Source organism: Agrococcus jenensis (assembly GCF_003752465.1).
GTDB lineage: Bacteria > Actinomycetota > Actinomycetes > Actinomycetales > Microbacteriaceae > Agrococcus > Agrococcus jenensis.
In genome coordinates this window covers 2,869,052-2,886,151 of record NZ_RKHJ01000001.1, presented here as the reverse complement: position 1 = coordinate 2,886,151, position 17,100 = coordinate 2,869,052, and the positions used below count along the sequence as shown (strand labels likewise).

The following is a 17,100-nucleotide window of genomic DNA, read 5'->3' as shown; positions in this document are numbered from 1 at the left end:
CAGGATGCCCGCATGGACACCATCGACTGGCTGCTGCAGGGCGATCCGGCCATCCGCTGGCAGGTGCTGCGCGACCTGCTGGGCGCTGACCCCGACGAGGTGGCGGCCGAGCGCGCGCGGGTCGCTCGCGAAGGCTGGGGCGCGCAGCTGCTGGCCGAGCGCGGCGACGACGGCCAGTGGGCGGGCGGCGCGCACTTCCCGAAGGCCGAGCCGGCCTTGCCGGGCCAGCCGTGGACATCCACGTCGCACGTGCTGACCGAGCTGCGGCTCCTCGGCGCCGACCCGGCGGATGCCGCGGTGCAGGACGCGATCGCCGACGTCGCGCGGGTGACGCGGTGGGAGTACGACGACCTGCCCTTCTTCGACGGCGAGGTCGAGCCGTGCATCAACGCGGCGCTCGTGACGAACGCCGTCTACTACGGCGTCGACGTCGCTCCGGTCGTCGAGCGGCTGCTCGGGGAGCGCATGGAGGACGGCGGCTGGAACTGCGAGCAGGAGCGCGGCAGCGTGCGGTCGTCGTTCGACACGACGATCGCGGTGCTCGAGGCGCTCGCGGCGTTCGAGCGGATCAGTGAAGACCCGCGTGTGCCGGAGGCGCGCAGGAGCGGCGAGGCGTACCTGTTGAAGCGCAGCCTGCTGCGCCGGCGCTCGACCGGCGAGCTGATCAGCGAGGGCTACCGCGCCTTCGCGTTCCCGCCCCGCTGGCACTACGACGCGCTGCGCGCGCTCGAGCACTTCCGCGCCGTCGGTGCGGCACCCGACGAGCGGATGGCCGAGGCGATCGAGCTCGTGCGCGCGAAGCGGCGCGACGACGGGACCTGGCCGCTCGACGCGCGGCACGGCGGCGACGCGCGCATCGACTACGGCGAGGTGGGCGAGCCGAACCGGTGGATCACGCTCCCGGCGCTGCGGGTGCTGCGCTGGGCGGGGGAGTGATCGGCGTCAGTCCTGCTCGTCGCTCGCCTCGGCGCCGAGGTACAGCAGGAAGCCGTCCGGATCGCGCACCTGCGCGACGCGCTCACCCCACGGCATGAGCTCGGGCTCCGCCACGCTCGTCGCGCCGGCCTCCAGCGCCGCCCGGTGGCTCCGGTCGACGTCGTCGACGTAGATCCAGAGCGCTGCTTCGACGGGGGGACCCGGGAGGTCGTCGTCGAGTCCGATGCTCACCGTCGACGCACCGATCTGCATCGCGATGTAGACGTCGCGACCGTCGTCGGCGTAGGCGTAGACCCGCTCGGCACCGAACGCGTCCCGATAGAAGGCCTCGAGCCGCTCGAGGTCGCGCGTCGACAGGATCGGGAAGGTCCGCTGCACCGCCATGCGGCCGATGCTAGGGGTGGACATCCGTACCGTCGACCCGTGCTGTGGACAACTTCCGCGCCGGGAGACGCCGGTCGGCTTCACTGGCACGCATGCGCCAGGCCGTCGCCGACATCACCGCATCCGTGCGGGCGAGGGTGCGGCGCGACGGGGTCGACCTCGCGCGCTCGGGCGACCTCGCCGAGCGCTACGTGCGCGATGCGGTGCGCTCCTATGCCGAGCGGTCGCTCGGCGGCAGCCTGCCGATGCTCGCCGACGAGCAGCAGGCGCAGCGCGACGTGCTCGCCGCGGTCTCGGGCTACGGCCCGCTGCAGCCGTACCTCGACGATCCCGAGATCGAGGAGCTCTGGATCAACCAGGGCTCGCGTGTGTTCTGCGCTCGCGCCGGTGTGAGCGAGCCGCTGCCGCTGCGGCTCACCGAGCGCGAGGTGCGCGACCTCGTCGAGCGGATGCTGTCGACGACCGGCAGGCGCGTGGACCTCTCGACGCCGTTCGTCGATGCGTCGCTGCCCGACGGCTCGCGGCTCCACGTGGCATCCGGCGACGTCGCACGGGGCGCCATGAGCATCAACATCCGCAAGTTCGCACGCCGGCTGTCGTCGCTCGCGGCGCTCGTCGAGCGGGGAGCGCTGAGCCAGCAGGCGGCGCACTTCCTCCGGCAGTCGGTGGTGGCCGGCAGCAACATCCTCGTCTCCGGACCGACGCACGCCGGCAAGACGACGCTGCTCAACGCGCTGCTCGCGGCGGTCCGGCCTGGTGAGCGCGTCGTGACGGTCGAGGAGACGTTCGAGCTCGACCCGCCGGTCGACGACATCGTGGCGCTGCAGTGCCGGCAGCCGTCGCTCGAGGGCACCGGCGAGATCACGCTGCGCCGCCTCGTCAAGGAGAGCCTGCGGATGCGGCCCGATCGGCTGATCGTCGGCGAGGTGCGCGAGGCGGAGGCGCTCGACCTGCTCGTCGCGCTCAACTGCGGCGTGAGCGGCATGTGCTCGATCCACGCGAACTCGGCGCGCGACGCGCTCGGCAAGCTCACGACCCTGCCGCTGCTCGCCGGCCGCAACATCGATGCGGGCTTCGTCGTGCCGACCGTCGCGCAGTGCATCGACCTCGTCGTGCACCTCGCGATCGACGCGCGCGGCAACCGCAGCGTTGTCGAGATCCTCGCGCCGACCGGGTCGGCGACGAGCGGCGTCATCGAGGCGTCGACGCTCTTCGCGCTGCGCGACGGGCTGCTCGAGCCGACCGGCTCGCACCCCGCCCGGACCGCCAAGTTCGCCGCGGTCGGCATCGATCCGGTCGCGCTGCTGGCGGGAGGCGCGGCATGATCTGGCTGCTCGGCGCCGCGTTGGGGCTGGGCGTCGTGCTCGCGGTCAGCCCGTGGCTGTGGCCACGCGCCCCGCGTCGCCCCGAGCGCGCCGGGCGACCCGTGCTCGACCGGCTCGCGCACGCCGGGCTCGAGGGCATCCCGCCGCTCGCGGTCGCCGCGGTGGCGCTGCTCGCCGGCGTCCTCGCCGCCGGCATCGCGCTCGCGCTCGTGCCGGTCGTCGCCGTCTCCGGCGCGGCGTTCCTCCTGGGCGTCGCGGCACCCCCGCTCGCGGTCCGCTGGCGCGCACGACGACGCCGCCGCGCGCAGGCCGGTGTCTGGCCCGACGTCGTCGACCACCTGGTGTCGGCGGTGCGGAGCGGCCTGGCGCTGCCGGATGCGGTGGCGCAGCTCGAGCGCGCGGGCCCGGAGCTGACACGACCGGCCTTCGCGGCCTACGCCGCCGACCTCCGGGCGACGGGCAGCTTCGGCTATGCGCTCGACCGTCTGAAGGACCGGCTCGCGGACCCGGTCGGGGACCGCCTCATCGAGACCCTGCGCATGGCCCGCGAGGTCGGGGGCACCGAGGTGACGACGGTGCTGCGGGAGCTGGCCGCCTACCTGCGCGTCGACCTCGCGACGCGCGGCGAGCTCGAGGCGCGACAGTCCTGGATCGTGAGCGCCGCGCGGCTGGGTGTCGCAGCGCCGTGGATCGTGCTGCTCATCCTGTCGACGCGACCGGAGGCCGCGCAGGCCTACAACGCACCCGGCGGGCTGCTGCTCATCATCGGCGGGGCAGTGGTGACGTGCATCGCCTACCGGGTGATGCTCCGGATCGGCGCCCTGCCGACCGAGGCGCGGTGGTTCGCGTGAGCGACGCCGGCTGGAGCCTCATCCTCGGCGCGAGCCTCGGCCTCGGGCTGTGGGTGCTCGTGAGCCTGACGCCGATGCTGCGCCGGCCGCTGCTGCTGCACCGCGTCGCTCCCTACGTGCTCGACGTGTCCGCCGGCGCGCGCGACCTCGTCGCCCGACGCCGCGTCAGCCCCACCCGGGTGCTCGGGGTCGTCGCCTCGCCGGTCGGCGACCGGCTCGCCCCCGTGCTCCGCGCCGTGGTCGGCGCACCCGACGGCGTGCGCAGGCGCCTCCGACAGGCAGCATCGACGGAGACGGTCGCGGAGGTGCGCGGGAGGCAGCTGCGCTGGGCGGTGCTCGGCGGAGCCGCCGGGGCGGCCGCCGGTGTCGCCGGCGCGGTGCAGGGCGGCCCGCCGGCGCTGCCCGCGGCGCTCGCCGCGATGGGCGCCGCGAGCGGCGCCGTCGCCGTCGACTGGCTGCTGCAGCGCCGCGCGAAGCGACGGCTCGCGCGCATCTCCAGCGAGCTGCCGTCCATCCTCGAGTTCCTGTCGCTGAGCCTCGCAGCGGGAGAGGGGCTGCAGGATGCGCTGCGCCGGGTCGGCGCGGCCGGCTCGAGCACCCTGGGTCGCGAGCTGGCCGGTGTCGTGGCCGATGCCGCGGCGGGCACGAGCCTCTCGAGCGCGCTTGCGACGCTGGCCGACGAGCTCGGGCACCCGGCCGTCACCCGCTGCGTCGAGCAGATGCGGGGCGCGCTCGAGCGCGGCACCCCGCTCGCCCAGACGCTGCAGGCGCAGGCGCTCGACGCCCGGGAGGCGGCGAAGCGGGACCTGCTCGAGGCCGCGGGCCGCAAGGAGATCTCGATGCTCGTGCCACTGGTCTTCGGGCTGCTGCCGACGACGGTGGCGTTCGCGCTGTGGCCGGGCATCCACGTGCTGCAGGTCGGATTCTGAAGGAGGACACCATGTCGACGATCAGCATCAGGTACGCGCGCCTCGTCGGGCGCATGAGGGAGGAGCGTGGCGATGTGCCCGGTTGGGTGCTCGTCACGCTCATGACGGCGGGGCTGGTGATCGTGCTCTGGACCGTCGCCGGTCCGGCGCTCACCGGCGTCTTCGAGCAGGCGATCGCGCGCGTCTCGAGCTTCTGATGCGCATGACCGACGAGCGCGGCTCGGCGGTCGCGGAGTTCACGATGGTCGCGGCGCTGCTCGTGGCGCTCGTGCTGTCGGTCATCCAGCTCACCCTCGCGCTGCACGTACGCGTCACCCTCGCCGATGCAGCCGCCGAGGGCGCCCGCCACGCGTCGCTCGTCGGCGCGGACGCGTCGGCGGGCATCGCGCGCACGCGCGAGCTCATCACCGTCGCGCTCGGTCCCGGCTACGCGGAGCGCGTCTCCGCCACCACCGCGTCGGTCGCCGGGCTCGAGACGATCGAGATCCGCGTCGCGGCACCGCTGCCGGTGCTCGGCCTCGTCGGGCCGATCGGGCTGGAGGTGACCGGGCATGCGCCGGTCGAGTCGCTCGGATGAGCCGCCGGTTCGCACGCCCGGTGCCCGGCTCGTCGACGAGACGGGCTCCGCGTCGCTCGAGTTCCTCACCGTCGGCGTGCTGCTGCTCGTGCCGCTCGTCTACCTCGTGCTCGCGCTCGGCCAGATCCAGCACGCGGTGCTCGGCGTCGAGGGGGCGGCCCGGTACGCGGCGCGGACGATCGCGCAGGCGCCGAGCCACGACGCCGGCCTCCAGGCCGCCGACCGTGCGCTGCTCGTGGCGATGGCGGACGCCGGCATGGAGCGGGACGCGGCACTCGTGACGATCGCGTGCGAGCCCGACCCCGGCGCGTGCTGCACGCGCGGCGGCACCGTCACGGTGCAGGTGGACGCGACGGTGCCGCTGCCGCTCCTGCCGCCGGTCCTCGCTCCCGACGTCGGCATCGGCGTGCCCATCTCGGCTCGAGCCGTCCAGCCGGTCTCCGCCTTCGGCGGTGCGCCGTGAGGCGACTCGCGCGCCGGCTCGCGCGGGAGGACGACGGGTCGACGCTCGTGCTGACCATCGGCTTCGCTGCCCTCGCGCTGGCGCTCATCTTCGCCGTCGCCGCGGCCACCAGCTTGCTCATCGAGCGCCGCCGGCTGTTCACGGTGGCCGACGGCGCAGCGCTCGCCGCCGCCGAGGCGTTCGCGCTCGAGCAGGTGCGGTTCGACGGCGATGCGGCGGCGCCAGAGCTCGCCGACCGCGCCGTCGACCTGGCGGCCGCGGCCTGGTCCGTCGCGGCCGGCAGCGGCCTCGCGGGCCTCCGGGTCGAGGGCGCGAGCGCCGACGCCCGCAGCGCGACCGTCACGGTCTCGAGCGCCTGGCGCCCGCCGGTCGTGACACTCTTCCTGCCCGACGGCATCCGGCTCGACGTGACGTCGACCGCCCGCGCGGTCTTCGTCGACTGACGCGGCGCAGCTCCTCAGCATCGGGCGAGGGCCGACGCCGAGGAGCCCGAAACCCGCTGGAAATGTAACCCCGTTACGCTGGAGGTCTGAGCGGCGCTACCCGGCGCGACCGCTCCAGTGTCGGACGCCGCTCCCATCCACGTACGGAGAGGAAGCCACGACATGGCAAGCACCACACCCACGCCATCACCCGCTTCGAGCCTGCAAGCAGGCGTGGCCGAGGCGATCGACACCTGGCTGGTGACGCTCGCTCGAGCGTACGAGAGCGGAGACACGTCCACCGCCGAGCGTGCCCTGGACCGCATCGCGCTCGCGACGCGCCTCGGTCAGCGCGATCTGCATCGCGCTCGCTCCGACGCCTGACCAGCCGTCCTGGCTCGACGATCGGTCGGCCGTCAGCTCGTCGTCACCCGGTAGTCGTCGTAGCGGATGCGCGTCGTCGCGACCGTCGACGACGACGAGATCGCCGACTTGAGCGTCACGATGCCCGCGGTCTGCATCGCGGCCGTCGCATCGGTCGCCTGCAGCTGCCAGCTCGCGGGCTGCGTGCCGCTCGCGCGCCAGATCATGGCGCCGAGCGTCGTCGGCGAGGCACCGCGCACGCTGAGGCGCAGCATGATCGCCTCGCCGGGCACGTAGGCGCCCGGCAGCACGTAGCTGCCGGCGAGCGCCACCTCGTCGCGCAGCAGGTAGAGCCGGATGGTGCCGCCCGGCTCGAGCCGCAGCCGCGCCGCGTACGTCGACGTGCCCACCATGCGCCCGACCACGGTGGCGCTCGCCGCACCGCCTGCCGCCGCGGCATCCGCGCTGATGCGTACCGTCACGACCGCGTTCGAGGTCGAGACGCCCGCGAGCCGCGCCTCGCGCGTCGAGCCGGGCCCGATCGCCACGACGCCCGCGCCGCCGCCGACCGAGAAGGCCGAGGCCGTGCCGCTCAGCGTCCACGGGCCGCCGGTGTCGGCCGTGCCCCACGCGTTGCTGAGCACGCGGCCGAAGGCGTCGGTCGCCAGCACGCCCGCGGGCGGCGCGGTCGTCACCGTGACCGACCGGGTCGTTGACGCGGTGGCGCCGTCGTCATCCGTCACGGTGAGGGTGACGGCGCGGGTGCCGTCGGTCGCGTAGGTGTGCGTCGGCGTCGGACCGCTGCCGATGCTGCCGTCGCCGAACTGCCACGCGTACGTCGCGATCGTCCCGTCCGGGTCGGTCGAGCCGCGCCCGTCGAGCGCGACCGTGCGGCCGGTGATCGTCGGTGCGGCGATCGCCGCGGTCGGCGGCTGGTTCTGGGGCGGGAGAGCGGTGACGGTGACGCTGCTCGACGTCGCATGGGTGGCGCCGCCGTCGTCGGTGACGGTCAGGCCGATCGAGTACGTGCCGGCGGCCGCATAGGTGTGCTGGGCGGTGGAGCCCGTGCTCGTCGAGCCGTCGCCCCAGGTCCACGCGTACCCGGTGATCGTGCCGTCGGCGTCCGTCGACCCGGTGCCGTCGGCGGTCACCGTGAGACCGGTGCCGCCGGTCGTGAAGCGGGCCACGGGCGCGGCGTTCTGCGGCGGCACGCCCACCGGGTCGACGACGCGCAGGTCGTCGAACGCGACGCGCGTCGACGCGACCGTCGACGTGGAGCTCACGGCGGTCTTGATGACGACGGGTCCCGCCGCCTGCATCGCCGCGACGGTGCTCGTCGCCGTCAGCTGCCACGAGATCGGCTCCGGCGAGCCGACCGGCCAGACCATCGTCGCCAGCTGCGTCGGATTCGTCCCGGTCACCGAGAGCCGGGTGTTGAAGCGCTGGCCGGGCGTCCAGGTCGTGACCCTCTGCGCGAGCGCTGTGTTGTTGTGGAGCAGGTAGAGGCGGAGCACGCCGTTCGGCTCGAAGCGCACGTTGAGCCCGTAGCTCGAGGTGCCGACCTGCCTGCCGATGATGGTGGTGTGCGCGGCGCCACCGGCAGCGGCGAGATTCGTGCTCACGCGCGCGTCGACCACCGCCGACGTGCCAGAGGTCGAGCCCAGCCGGACCTCGCGCGTCTGGCCGGGCGCGAGCGTCATGAGCCCCTCCGAGCCGTTCACCGAGAACGGGCCGGTGGTGCCGGTGCCGGGCGTCCATGCGCCGCCCACGTCGGCGCTACCCCACCCGCCGGTCACGGTGCGTCCGAACGCGTCGGCGGCGAGCACAGCCTGCGGGGCGGGCGGCGTGCGAAGCGTCCACGTCGCCGACGCGGTCCTCGTCGCGCCGTCGTCGACGACCGCGCGCCACTCGTACGCGGTGTCGTGCGCGAGGCCGGACCACGTCGCGGATGCGGTGCCACCCGACGAGACGGTGCTCGTCGCGATCGGCGCGAACGGTGCCGGCTGCGGCTCGGTCAGCTCGAACGGCAGCGTGAACGACGAGTTGCCGTCGGTCTCGTAGCGGTCGAGCGTCGGCGAGTAGGTCGTCGCGCGCATCGTGTTCGCCGCCGGGTCGAAGGTGTAGTACCGCAGCCAGCCGTCCCCGCCGTTCGCGCGGGCCTGGTAGTCGGTGAGGATCTGCGGCACCGGCTCGCCGCACGCGTTGGCGTCGACGCGGTGGGCCTCGCCGAGGTCGCCCTGGTGCTCGTGGCCGGCCACGACGAGGTCGATCTCGCAGTGGGTGCGCACGAAGCCCTCCCACAGCGCGGTCTGCGACGTGCCGCCGGGACGCTGGGCCGTCGCGCGGCGCGTGCCGTTCACCGACACGAAGCTGTGCGTCGCCATGATGACGCTGCGGCCGGGATGCGCGTCGATCACCCGGTCGGCCCAGTCGAGCGCGTACTGCGGCGCCTCCCACTCGAGGTTCAGCACGAGGAAGTCGCGGCCGCCGGCGGTGAAGAGGGCATAGCTGTCGCCGTTGCCGCGGTCGATCGGGTCGGGCCCGAACTGGTCCTGCCCGAGGTAGCCGCCGTAGCGGGTGGTCGCCGTGTTCCACGATGCGCCCGAGTAGCGGGTGGAGGGGAAGTGGCTGTTGTACGGCCCGAGGTCGCCGGTCACGTTGTCGAAGTCGTGGTTGCCGGGCACGACCGTGTTGGGCACGCCGGCGTCGTCGAGGATCGCGAACGAGCGCGACACGTTGTCCCAGTGCCGCGGGGTGTCCCACTCGCTCACGAGGTCGCCGACCTGGATCACGAAGGCCGTGTCGAGCGCGTCGCGCGAGTCGCGCACCCACCCCAGCTGCGCATCCAGCAGGTCGATCGGCCCGTAGCTGTAGTTCTGGGTGTCGGGCACGACGACGACCGAGAAGGGCTCCGCGTCGGTGGCGCCGGGGACGGTCGCCCCCACCCGGCGGCCCTCGAAGGTCACGTCGAGGGGGCCGCCGTCCGGGTCGCTCGCGGTCACGCTCAGCGTGGGGCTCGCGGATGCGGTCGTCCCGCCGTTCGTGGGAGCGACGAGCACCGCCGCGGCCGGGGCGGCCGCCGACGCGGCGGTCGGCATCGCGAGGCTCACCACGAGCACCGCGACGGCGGTGACGGCGACCGCGCTCGCTGGTATCGAACGACGCGGGATCGGACGACGAGGGACGGGACGACGCTGCACGGGATCCTCCACCACCGGCCCGTGACGCCTCAGGTCTCAGGGGGCGCCGCCCTCGGCGCCCGCTGCGGCAAGGATGGCACCGGCCCGCGCGGGCGACAACGCAGGATTCCGTCAGCGCGGGCACCAGCGTCCGCCCAGCGCAACGGGTCGGTCCGCAGCCACCGCCGCCCAGGCCGCGCCGGTACCCTCGCCGCATGACCGAGCAGCCCAGCGATCAGCCCGAGCCCGACTACGACGCCGTCGCGGCGGCCCTCCCCGTCGAGGACCCCGAGCGGGCGGCCGACGGGCTGCGGGCGCTCATGGAGAACCCGGCATTCCGCCAGCTCGTGCAGCAGGTGCAGTCGGGTGAGCTGAACGACGACGAGCTGCGCGAGGAGGCGACGTCGATCGCCCACGACCTCGCCGCCCGCCAGGAGCTGCGTCGCGACGAGTAGCGCTCGCGGAGTGCAGTGACGGCCGCCGCGTGCTCAAGCCGACAGCGCACCGGGATCGCGCCCTGGGAGGGGCGCGGCGGATGCGCGCCGCAGTCGTCGCATCCCGTCACGCAGGTGCGCCTGCACGGTGTCGAGCGGCACGCCCTGGTGCTCGGCGATCTCGGTCTGCGTCATGCCCCCGAAGCAGGCCAGCACGATGGCCTCCCGCTGCACGTCGCTCAGCTGCGCGAGCGCTTCGCGGACCCGCGCTGCGTCCCCCGACCGCTCGACCTGCTCCTGCACGGACACCTCCGACCCGGCGCTGTCGCGAGCTGCCGGGAGGAGGCCCCGGTCGCGCTGGGCCTGCGTCGCTCGCACGCGATCGACGGCGCGCGCATGCGCGATGCGGAGCAGCCAGCTCGTGGCGGAGCCCCGGGCGGGGTCGAAGCGGCCCGCGCTGCGCCAAGCCTCCACGAACACGTCCTGCGCGACCTCCTCGGCCTGCGCACGATCGAGGAGCACCCGGAGGATCGTCCCCAGCACGCGCGTCGAGGTGAGGTCGAAGACGGTCGCGAACGCCCGCACGTCGCCGGTGCCCGCGAGCTCGAGGTGACGTTCGAGGCTCGGCTGCACTGCGCGAGTGTTGCACGGTCGGCAACTTCCTGACCGGAACGTGACCCAACCGTAACTTAGTTGCCTTGGCTAAGTAAATTCGCGCGGCAGACTCACCCGCGGCGTCCAGCGGCGACAGGGGAGACTGGGGGACATGCTCCCCGGTTCCGTGCTCGCAATGCGATACGAGCTCGTCCGACCGCTCGGTCGGGGTGGCATGGGCCAGGTGTGGCTCGCGGTCGATCGCGTCCTGGGCCGCGAGGTCGCCATCAAGACGATCGACGTCGACGGCACGGGGGACGCGACGGTCGCCGAGCGCTTCCAGCGGGAGGGGCAGGCGGCGGCCTCCCTCATGCACGAGCACGTCGTGACGGTGTTCGACTCCGGCGCCGATGCGGGCATCGCGTTCCTCGTCATGCAGCTGCTGCCCGGACCCACGGTCGCCGACCTGCTGCGGCACGGCGAGCCGCTCCCGCTCGCGCAGGCGGTCACGATCGCGGAGCAGACCGCGGCGGCGCTCGCCGCGATCCACAGCATCGGCATCGTGCACCGCGACATCAAGCCGGCCAACCTCGTGTTCGACGGCTCCGGGCGGCTCAAGGTCGTCGACTTCGGCATCGCGAGCGTCGCCGACGCGCCGGCCGCGCAGCTGACGACCGCCTCGACCATCCTCGGCAGCGCCGCGTACATGGCACCGGAGCAGGCGGAGGGCGGGCGTGCGACGCCGGCGACCGACCTCTACGCGCTCGGATGCGTGCTCACCACGCTCGTGACCGGTGCCGCGCCCTTCACCGGCGAGCATCCGCTCGCGCTGCTGCAGCAGCACGTCGCAGCACCGGCACCGCGGCTCGCCGCGCGGCGGCCGGAGGTGCCGGCCGCGCTCGACGAGCTCGTCGACCGACTGCTCGCGAAGGCGCCCGAAGCGCGTGGCGACGACGCCGCCCGGGTGCGCGATGAGCTGGCCGCCCTCCGGGCCGCGCTGCCGGTGACCGCCGCCGCTCTCGCGATCCCGTTCGAGGGTCCTCCCGAACCGGTGGACGCGGAGGCGAACGCTGCGCTCGTCGGCGCGACGGCGGTCGATGTCCCACGCACCCGCCGCCGCTCCGCTGCCCGTGTCGTGCTCCCCGCGGTCGTCCTGGCGGCGATCGCGGCGCTCGCGATCGCCGTGCTGCCGGGGCTGCTGCAGCACGGTGGGGCGGGGGAGGCGCTCGCCTCCCAGCCCCCGGCCGCCGCGACCGCCAGCCCACCGCCCGCGGCGAGCGCCGAACCCGCCGTCGCCGACGGCGCGACGGCGGCGCCCGCCACCGCCTCGGACCGGGCGGCCGACGAGCCGGCGAGCGGCGAGGGGGCGCTCGCGGAGGGATCCCGCGGCGCTGGCACACCCGCACCCTCGCGCTCGGCCGAGCAGCCGGCGCCCACCTCGCCATCCTCGACCGAGCCGGCGACTCCGCCCACCGAGTCGACGGCCCCGCCCCCCGAGCCCGCGCCGGAGGAGCCCGCGCCAGTCCCGCCGGACGCGCTCGCCGGCGTGCGCGCCGCGATCGCCCAGGCGATCGAGAGCGGGGGACTCGAGGGCGACGCCGGCGGAGCGCTGGGCGAAGGTCTCGCTGCGATCGAGGCATCGCTCGCGGACGGCCGGACCGAGGAGGCGCGCGCGGCGCTGGGCGAGCTGCAGGGACAGGTCGCCCAGCTGCAGGAGGCGGGCGCAGTGACCCCGGATGCCGCGGCCGGCATCCAGGCGGCGATCGACGACGCGGCCGCGTCCCTGCCCTGACGCGCTAGTCGCGAGGCTTCCGGGGGAGCCAGCGCAGCAGCATGCCGGCGCCGACGATGCAGAGCGCGGTGAGCCCGCCCGCCGCCCAGGCGATCGAGGCGATCGAGACGAGCAGCGAGATGAGCAGCGGCGCTGCCGCGCCGCCGAGGTCGGTGGTGAGCCGCCACGCACCGAGGAACGGCGCCGGGTTGCGGCGATCCGCCAGATCGGCCCCGAGGGTCATGAGGATGCCCGAGCCGAGGCCGTTGCCGAGCGCGAGCACGAGCGCGGCGGCCGTGAACCAGCCGGTGGCGGCATCGAGGTCGTGCGACACCGCCAGCATCGCGAAGGCCGCGGCCATGAGCGTGAGCGACGGCACCACGCTCCAGAGCCGCCCGAAGCGATCCATCACCCAGCCGGAGACGAAGAAGAGCGCGAAGTCGACGCCGCCCGCGATGCCGATCACGAGACCGGTCGTGACGCCGTCGAGCCCGATCGAGACGGCCCAGAGCGGCAGCAGCACGTTGCGCGCAGAGCGGGCGAGCGCGAGCATCGCGGCCCCGACGCCGACCGTCGCGAGCACCCGCGCGTTGCGGCGCACGACCTCGCCGACGCCGGTGCGCTCCGCCCGCAGCTCGATCGTGCCGGTCGTCAGCGGCGTCCACTCGAACGCCGACGAGGGGTCGGGCAGCACGATCAGCACGACGATCGCGATGACGGTGCCGATCGCGCACACGACCCAGACCGACGCGAGCGGCAGGCCGAGGCCGAGGACGGCCGAACCGAGCAGCGGCCCCACGAACATGCCGAGGCGGAAGATGCCGCCGAGCGTCGAGAGCGCCCTGGCGCGGAACCGGATGGGCACGAACGTCGTCATGAAGGCGTGCCGCGCGAGCGCGAAGACGGCGTGGCCGAGGCCGAGCACGAAGATCGCGGCCCCGAGCATCCACACGTCCGTCGACACGAACGCGATCGCGAGCGCGACGAGCACGAGCAGTCCGGCGCCGATCATGGTCGGCCGCTCGCCGAAGCGCGCAACGACGCTGCCGCCCGGCACGTCGCCGGCGAGCTGCCCGACCGTGAGCATCGCCGTCACGACCGCGGCCACGGCGAGCGATGCGCCCAGATCGCCCGCGATGAGCGGGATGTAGGGGATGACCGCGCCCTCGCCGATCGCGAACGCGGCGGTCGGCACGTAGGCGGCGCCGGCGACCCTCCGCCAGGGGAAGCGCTCGGACTGGTCGACGCCGCTCATGCAGCGAGACTACGGGCCGTCGCGCCCGAGACCCGGCCGCGTCGGTAGGCTGGAGGCACCATGGCCGATCTCGACATCGCCGGCGACATCGCCGCTCTCCGCTCCACGTTCTCCGACATCAAGGCGGTGGCGGACGTCGACAAGATCGCCGCCGACATCGAGCGCCTCTCGGAGGCCGCCGGTGCCCCCGACCTCTGGGACGACCCCGACGCCGCCCAGAAGGTGACGAGCCGGCTGAGCCACGCGCAGACCGCGCTCCGCCGCCTCACCGAGGCCGAGGCTCGCATCGACGACCTCGAGGTGCTCGTCGAGATGGCCAACGAGGAGGCCGACGAGGCCACCCAGACGGAGGCCCGCAAGGAGCTCGCGAGCCTGCAGCGCCTCGTCTCCGAGATGGAGATCCAGACGCTCCTCGACGGCGAGTTCGACCCGCTGCCCGCGGTCGTCACCATCCGCGCGGGCGCCGGCGGCGTCGACGCCTCCGACTTCTCCGAGATGCTCATGCGCATGTACCTCCGCTACGCGGAGCAGCACGACATGCCGGTGACGATCTACGAGACGAGCTGGGCGGAGGAGGCCGGCATCAAGTCGGCGTCGTTCGAGATCGACGCGCCCTATGCCTTCGGCCACATGTCGGTCGAGGCCGGCACCCACCGGCTCGTGCGCATGAGCCCGTTCGGCGCGGCCGGCAAGCGGCAGACGTCGTTCGCCGCGGTCGAGGTCGTGCCGCTCTTCGAGCAGGTCGACGAGGTCGAGGTGCCCGAGGGCGACATCCGCGTCGACGTGTTCCGCTCCTCGGGCCCGGGCGGCCAGAGCGTCAACACGACCGACTCCGCCGTGCGCATCACCCACCTGCCGACCGGCACGGTCGTCTCCATGCAGAACGAGAAGAGCCAGATCCAGAACCGCGCGGCCGCGATGCGCGTGCTGCAGAGCCGCCTGATGCTGCTCAAGCGCGAGGAGGAGGCGGCCCGCAAGAAGGAGCTCGCCGGCAACATCTCGGCGAGCTGGGGCGACCAGATGCGCTCCTACGTGCTCGCGCCCTACCAGATGGTCAAGGACCTCCGCACGCTCCACGAGGTCAACAACCCGTCGGCCGTGTTCGACGGCGACCTCGACGGCTTCATCGCCGCCGGCATCCGCTGGCGCAAGCAGCAGCAGCTCGAGGCCGAGTAGGCGCCGAGGGCGCCGCACCGACGCAGGGAGCCCGGATGACCCGCCCGCAGACCGGCAGCGACTACCTCGCGAGCCTCGACGACGGCCGCGTCGTCGTCCACGACGGCGTGCCGGTGGAGCGCGTGGCCGAGCATCGTGAGCTGGCCGGGCTCGCGAGCACCATCGCGTCGCTCTACGACGCGCTGCACGGTGACGAGGCGGATGCCCTCCTCGCACCGACGGCGGACGGATCGGGCGTGACGCACGCCTTCTGGACGGTGCCGCACACCCGGGACGACCTGCGGATGCAGCGCGACGCGATCCGGGCCTGGCAGCGCAGCACCCGCGGCTGGGTCGGGCGCACGCCCGAGTTCATGGGCGCGGTGCTGACCTCGATGGCTGCGCATGCGAGCGAGTTCGGGCGCTTCGAGGGGAACGTCCGCGCGGCGCTCGCGCGCGACCAGCGCGACGTCACCCACTACGCCCAGGCGCTCGTCAACCCGCCCGTCGACCGCGACCTGCCGCCCGACGAGGTCGGCGATGTCTTCCTGCACGTCGTGCGCGAGACCGACGAGGGGGTCGTCCTCCGCGGCGCGAAGGCGGTCGTGACCGGCGCGGCGACCGCTCAGCGCCTGCTCGTCTCGCACTTCGGCGGCGAGGTGCAGACGGATGCGTTCGCGATCGCCGCGTCGGTCGCCGTCGGCACGCCGGGCATCCGGATCTACACGAGAGGCACGCCCGCCCGCGACGACCAGCCGCTCGCGAACCGCTTCGCCGAGCACGACGCGCTCGTCGTCTTCGACGACGTGCTCGTGCCGTGGGACGACGTCTTCATCCGCGACGCCGAGGCGATGCTCGCCTTCAACGGCGGCTCGATCGGCTGGAACCGCCGGCTCGCCTTCCAGGCGGCGACGCGGCTCGAGGCCAAGCTCGAGCACATCGCCGGCCTCGCCGTGCGCGCGACCGAGATCATGGGCACGACCGAGCGGCGGGGCGTGCAGGCGGCGCTCGGCGAGGTGCTCGCGTTCCGCCACATGACGGCGGGGCTCCGCGACGCGATGATCGAGCAGGCGGCACCCTCGGGCGACTCGATCGGCCCGGGCGCCGAGGCGGCGCTCGCGTTCGCCGCGTTCGCGCCCGACGCCTACAGCCGCATGCGGGTGACCCTGGAGACCACCCTGTCGTCGGCCTTCGCGCACCTGCCGGTGCCGCTCGCGTCGCTCGGCACCGACGCGGTCGCGGCGATCGAGCCGCTGCTGCGCGGCTCCGGCGGCGCGGACGCGCGCGAGCGGCTCGAGGTCATGGGCGAGCTGTGGGATGCGGTCGGCACCGGCTTCGGCGCCCGGCACGAGCTCTACGAGCGCAGCTACTGGGGACAGCCGGAGCGCACGCACGTCGGCATCCTCGGCCTCGCGCGCGCCGACGGCAGCCTGGCGCGCTGGCGCGGCTGACGCCGGGTGCCAGAGCGGGCCGCCTCGTCGGTGACGAGGCGGCCCGCTCCTGCGATGCGCGGATCAGTGCAGGTTGATCCGCATGGCCTTGCCGGTGACGGTCGTGTTGCCCGTCGCCGTGATGTCGCCCGCGGTGCGGATGATCTGGCAGTTGAACACCGAGTTCGCGCCGAAGATGTTGCCGACGATGTCGATGTTCTGGAACTGGCCCTTGCCCTTGTCGTGCAGGTTGACCGTGCAGCCGCCGCCGTCGAGGAAGTTGTCGCGGATCATGACGTTCGAGACGCGTCCAGCGTCCTGCGTGATCATGATGCCGGCGTTGTTCGCATCCTCGATGCGGTTGCCCGTGATCCAGTAGCCGGAGCCGCTCTGGATCTGGATGCTGTCGTCGTGGCTCGGGCCGCCGTTCCAGCCCGGGTCGCTCGCGTAGTGCAGGTTGTCGTGCAGCCACGAGTTGCGCAGCTGCACGTTACCGGAGCCCCAGAAGTGCGCGGGGTCGATGACGTGGCTGATCTCGAGCCGGGTGGCGTCGATGTTCCAGCCGCGCAGGCCGTTGACGCGGTACGTCGACTTGCTGGCCCGCAGCGTGCTGTCGTAGATCCGGAGGCTCGCCGCGTTCGAGGCGCTGCGCACGAGGAAGTCGTGGGTGCCCGCCGAGTCGCCGCGGATGATGGAGTTGCGGATCGTGACGTTGGCCGCGCGCACGTCGACGGAGCCGTAGATGTCGAGCCCGCTGATGACGGTGCCGGCGCGGGTGATGACCATGTTGCCGCGGTGGACGCGCAGGGCCACGCCCGAGGGCACGCCGGTGTTGCTGGCGCCGGGCATCGACGTGGCGACGCTCGCGGGGCGGTCGATGACCGCAGGCGCGGCGGTGGCCGCAGTGGCCGGCAGGAGCGTCGCGCCGAGGGCGACGAGCGTGGTCACGACCGCGAGTCGGAAGGTGCGGCGACGCGTGCTGGGGGCATGCGACGACGCGATGGCAAGGGGGAGATGCGTGATGGGAATGGC

Annotated in this window: 18 protein-coding genes; 13 read left to right on the top strand and 5 right to left on the bottom strand. The window is 73.9% G+C overall.

The window, feature by feature from the left end:
* The first annotated feature begins 12 nt into the window (after window positions 1-12).
* On the top strand, window positions 13-936 hold the full coding sequence (locus EDD26_RS14120; protein ID WP_123698282.1) for a hypothetical protein: 924 nt from the start codon (window positions 13-15) through the stop codon (window positions 934-936).
* Between the two features lie 6 nt (window positions 937-942).
* Here EDD26_RS14120 and EDD26_RS14115 read toward each other — a convergent pair whose 3' ends face one another.
* Entirely contained in the window at window positions 943-1,320 is a 378-nt protein-coding gene (locus EDD26_RS14115) for a VOC family protein (protein ID WP_123698281.1), read from the bottom strand.
* Between the two features lie 92 nt (window positions 1,321-1,412).
* Between EDD26_RS14115 and EDD26_RS14110 the strand changes: the two genes are divergently transcribed.
* The 8 genes from EDD26_RS14110 to EDD26_RS14565 all read left to right on the top strand — a co-directional run bounded on the left by EDD26_RS14110 (window position 1,413) and on the right by EDD26_RS14565 (window position 6,271).
* Window positions 1,413-2,645: a TadA family conjugal transfer-associated ATPase gene (locus tag EDD26_RS14110; RefSeq protein WP_123698280.1), complete on the top strand. Its 1,233-nt coding sequence runs from the start codon at window positions 1,413-1,415 to the stop codon at window positions 2,643-2,645.
* A complete protein-coding gene (locus EDD26_RS14105; RefSeq protein WP_123698279.1) occupies window positions 2,642-3,496 on the top strand; it encodes a type II secretion system F family protein in 855 nt (284 codons plus the stop codon). Before EDD26_RS14110 ends, EDD26_RS14105 begins: the two co-directional genes overlap by 4 nt.
* On the top strand, window positions 3,493-4,425 hold the full coding sequence (locus EDD26_RS14100) for a type II secretion system F family protein (protein WP_245989945.1): 933 nt from the start codon (window positions 3,493-3,495) through the stop codon (window positions 4,423-4,425). The genes EDD26_RS14105 and EDD26_RS14100 overlap by 4 nt, the downstream gene beginning before the upstream one ends.
* Before the next feature lie 11 nt (window positions 4,426-4,436).
* Window positions 4,437-4,622 carry a hypothetical protein gene (locus EDD26_RS14095; RefSeq protein ID WP_123698278.1) on the top strand — a complete coding sequence of 62 codons (186 nt, stop codon included), beginning with the start codon at window positions 4,437-4,439 and terminating at the stop codon, window positions 4,620-4,622.
* Between the two features lie 5 nt (window positions 4,623-4,627).
* The gene (locus tag EDD26_RS14090; RefSeq protein ID WP_123698627.1) at window positions 4,628-5,002 is read left to right on the top strand and encodes a TadE/TadG family type IV pilus assembly protein; all 375 of its coding nucleotides are present in this window, start codon (window positions 4,628-4,630) and stop codon (window positions 5,000-5,002) included.
* Window positions 4,977-5,465: a hypothetical protein gene (locus tag EDD26_RS14085; protein WP_123698277.1), complete on the top strand. Its 489-nt coding sequence runs from the start codon at window positions 4,977-4,979 to the stop codon at window positions 5,463-5,465. The genes EDD26_RS14090 and EDD26_RS14085 overlap by 26 nt, the downstream gene beginning before the upstream one ends.
* Complete coding sequence (locus EDD26_RS14080) at window positions 5,462-5,908, top strand: pilus assembly protein TadG-related protein (RefSeq protein ID WP_123698276.1); 447 nt, start codon at window positions 5,462-5,464, stop codon at window positions 5,906-5,908. Before EDD26_RS14085 ends, EDD26_RS14080 begins: the two co-directional genes overlap by 4 nt.
* Window positions 5,909-6,070: 162 nt before the next feature.
* A complete protein-coding gene (locus EDD26_RS14565) occupies window positions 6,071-6,271 on the top strand; it encodes a hypothetical protein (protein WP_148058751.1) in 201 nt (66 codons plus the stop codon).
* Window positions 6,272-6,303: 32 nt separating this feature from the next.
* Here the strand turns inward: EDD26_RS14565 and EDD26_RS14075 are convergent, their stop codons facing one another.
* Entirely contained in the window at window positions 6,304-9,450 is a 3,147-nt protein-coding gene (locus EDD26_RS14075; RefSeq protein WP_148058750.1) for a PKD domain-containing protein, read from the bottom strand.
* Between the two features lie 194 nt (window positions 9,451-9,644).
* Here EDD26_RS14075 and EDD26_RS14070 point away from each other — a divergent pair, with 194 nt between their 5' ends.
* On the top strand, window positions 9,645-9,884 hold the full coding sequence (locus tag EDD26_RS14070) for a hypothetical protein (protein ID WP_123698274.1): 240 nt from the start codon (window positions 9,645-9,647) through the stop codon (window positions 9,882-9,884).
* Window positions 9,885-9,917: 33 nt separating this feature from the next.
* Here EDD26_RS14070 and EDD26_RS14065 read toward each other — a convergent pair whose 3' ends face one another.
* Window positions 9,918-10,496: a sigma-70 family RNA polymerase sigma factor gene (locus EDD26_RS14065; protein WP_123698273.1), complete on the bottom strand. Its 579-nt coding sequence runs from the start codon at window positions 10,494-10,496 to the stop codon at window positions 9,918-9,920.
* Window positions 10,497-10,653: 157 nt separating this feature from the next.
* Between EDD26_RS14065 and EDD26_RS14060 the strand changes: the two genes are divergently transcribed.
* The gene (locus EDD26_RS14060; RefSeq protein WP_170165645.1) at window positions 10,654-12,249 is read left to right on the top strand and encodes a serine/threonine-protein kinase; all 1,596 of its coding nucleotides are present in this window, start codon (window positions 10,654-10,656) and stop codon (window positions 12,247-12,249) included.
* A 4-nt stretch (window positions 12,250-12,253) separates the two neighbouring features.
* Here the strand turns inward: EDD26_RS14060 and EDD26_RS14055 are convergent, their stop codons facing one another.
* Window positions 12,254-13,483 (bottom strand): MFS transporter, encoded by a 1,230-nt coding sequence (locus EDD26_RS14055; protein ID WP_123698271.1) that lies wholly within the window; start codon window positions 13,481-13,483, stop codon window positions 12,254-12,256.
* A gap of 60 nt (window positions 13,484-13,543) precedes the next feature.
* Here EDD26_RS14055 and prfB point away from each other — a divergent pair, with 60 nt between their 5' ends.
* The gene (prfB, locus tag EDD26_RS14050; RefSeq protein ID WP_123698270.1) at window positions 13,544-14,659 is read left to right on the top strand and encodes a peptide chain release factor 2; all 1,116 of its coding nucleotides are present in this window, start codon (window positions 13,544-13,546) and stop codon (window positions 14,657-14,659) included.
* A 35-nt stretch (window positions 14,660-14,694) separates the two neighbouring features.
* A complete protein-coding gene (locus EDD26_RS14045; protein ID WP_123698269.1) occupies window positions 14,695-16,089 on the top strand; it encodes a 4-hydroxyphenylacetate 3-hydroxylase N-terminal domain-containing protein in 1,395 nt (464 codons plus the stop codon).
* Window positions 16,090-16,152: 63 nt separating this feature from the next.
* On the opposite strand, the gene EDD26_RS14040 is transcribed toward EDD26_RS14045, so the two are convergent.
* The gene (locus tag EDD26_RS14040; RefSeq protein WP_123698268.1) at window positions 16,153-17,016 is read right to left on the bottom strand and encodes a right-handed parallel beta-helix repeat-containing protein; all 864 of its coding nucleotides are present in this window, start codon (window positions 17,014-17,016) and stop codon (window positions 16,153-16,155) included.
* Window positions 17,017-17,100 lie beyond the last annotated feature (84 nt).

Bases quoted from the DNA above. Each gene is read 5' to 3' on its own strand.
- EDD26_RS14120 (WP_123698282.1), top strand. From the start codon at position 13: ATGGACACCATCGACTGGCTGCTGCAGGGCGATCCGGCCATCCGCTGG.
- EDD26_RS14115 (WP_123698281.1), bottom strand. From the start codon at position 1,320: ATGGCGGTGCAGCGGACCTTCCCGATCCTGTCGACGCGCGACCTCGAG.
- EDD26_RS14110 (WP_123698280.1), top strand. From the start codon at position 1,413: ATGCGCCAGGCCGTCGCCGACATCACCGCATCCGTGCGGGCGAGGGTG.
- EDD26_RS14105 (WP_123698279.1), top strand. From the start codon at position 2,642: ATGATCTGGCTGCTCGGCGCCGCGTTGGGGCTGGGCGTCGTGCTCGCG.
- EDD26_RS14095 (WP_123698278.1), top strand. From the start codon at position 4,437: ATGTCGACGATCAGCATCAGGTACGCGCGCCTCGTCGGGCGCATGAGG.
- EDD26_RS14090 (WP_123698627.1), top strand. From the start codon at position 4,628: ATGACCGACGAGCGCGGCTCGGCGGTCGCGGAGTTCACGATGGTCGCG.
- EDD26_RS14085 (WP_123698277.1), top strand. From the start codon at position 4,977: ATGCGCCGGTCGAGTCGCTCGGATGAGCCGCCGGTTCGCACGCCCGGT.
- EDD26_RS14565 (WP_148058751.1), top strand. From the start codon at position 6,071: ATGGCAAGCACCACACCCACGCCATCACCCGCTTCGAGCCTGCAAGCA.
- EDD26_RS14070 (WP_123698274.1), top strand. From the start codon at position 9,645: ATGACCGAGCAGCCCAGCGATCAGCCCGAGCCCGACTACGACGCCGTC.
- EDD26_RS14060 (WP_170165645.1), top strand. From the start codon at position 10,654: ATGCGATACGAGCTCGTCCGACCGCTCGGTCGGGGTGGCATGGGCCAG.
- EDD26_RS14055 (WP_123698271.1), bottom strand. From the start codon at position 13,483: ATGAGCGGCGTCGACCAGTCCGAGCGCTTCCCCTGGCGGAGGGTCGCC.
- prfB (WP_123698270.1), top strand. From the start codon at position 13,544: ATGGCCGATCTCGACATCGCCGGCGACATCGCCGCTCTCCGCTCCACG.
- EDD26_RS14045 (WP_123698269.1), top strand. From the start codon at position 14,695: ATGACCCGCCCGCAGACCGGCAGCGACTACCTCGCGAGCCTCGACGAC.